This is a genomic window from Ursidibacter arcticus, from assembly GCF_009761375.1.
Classification (GTDB): domain Bacteria; phylum Pseudomonadota; class Gammaproteobacteria; order Enterobacterales; family Pasteurellaceae; genus Ursidibacter; species Ursidibacter arcticus.
This window is the reverse complement of sequence record NZ_LEKM01000059.1, coordinates 1-764: the sequence shown is the minus strand read 5'-3', so window position 1 is coordinate 764 and position 764 is coordinate 1. Positions and strand designations below refer to the sequence as shown.

Genomic DNA, 764 nt, shown 5'->3' with positions numbered 1-764 from the left:
GCTTTTGTGGTGCTTTGGCTGCTTTCATTTTTATTGCCCAGTAAACTTAAGGCTGAAAGGGGATTAATGCCACCTGAGCCACCACTGATTGCGACACTTTCTGTTTTTAATTCACTGTGGTTTTGGATATCACTTGTTGTCAGTGAGCCTGTTTGGAAACGGTTGTTTGCTTTGTCTGCTTGGCTACTGATTGTTGCCCCTTCAAGGTGCGTATTGCCCCTGACTTTTACCTCCATTCCCCCATTGCCAATGTCCACACTGGTTTGGTTTTCAACCTGTGCGGTATTGAGTTTGGCTGCGTTGTAGCTGGCATTAACGTTTGCCCCTCCGCCTGAACCATAGGTGACAGAGACACTACCGCCTGCTTGCACTTGTTTGCTGTCATATTTAGTCACATCTTGTCGGCTAATCAGCTCAAGCCCTTGTACATCGCCTTCCCAATGGTCTGCTTTCACATTCGTGGCATCTAAGGTAAGTTTACCGTTGTCCGAATATGTAACGAGTTTCCCTGCTTGAAGTTGGTTGTTTTGCCACGTTTCACTGTGGCTGTTTTCTTTCCCCTTACCTACCGAGGCGGAAGCCTCAATACCGATACCATAGCTGTCGCCATTAAAACCAACAAACACACCCACACTGGCACTGTGGTTTTTATTCGTGGTTTTATTGTCATAGGTGTCCATTACCCCTTTAGACACAATGCCGTCTTTGCCATCTAGTTTAAGAGTGCCTTTGACGTTGGTGTCCACGCCCTCTAATACCACCTT

1 protein-coding gene is annotated in these 764 nt (G+C 46.6%); it reads right to left on the bottom strand.

The genetic code is table 11. From position 1 onward, the window contains the following. On the bottom strand, window positions 1-764 hold a 764-nt coding region (locus A1D25_RS01740), incomplete at both ends, for a hemagglutinin repeat-containing protein (protein WP_157394003.1).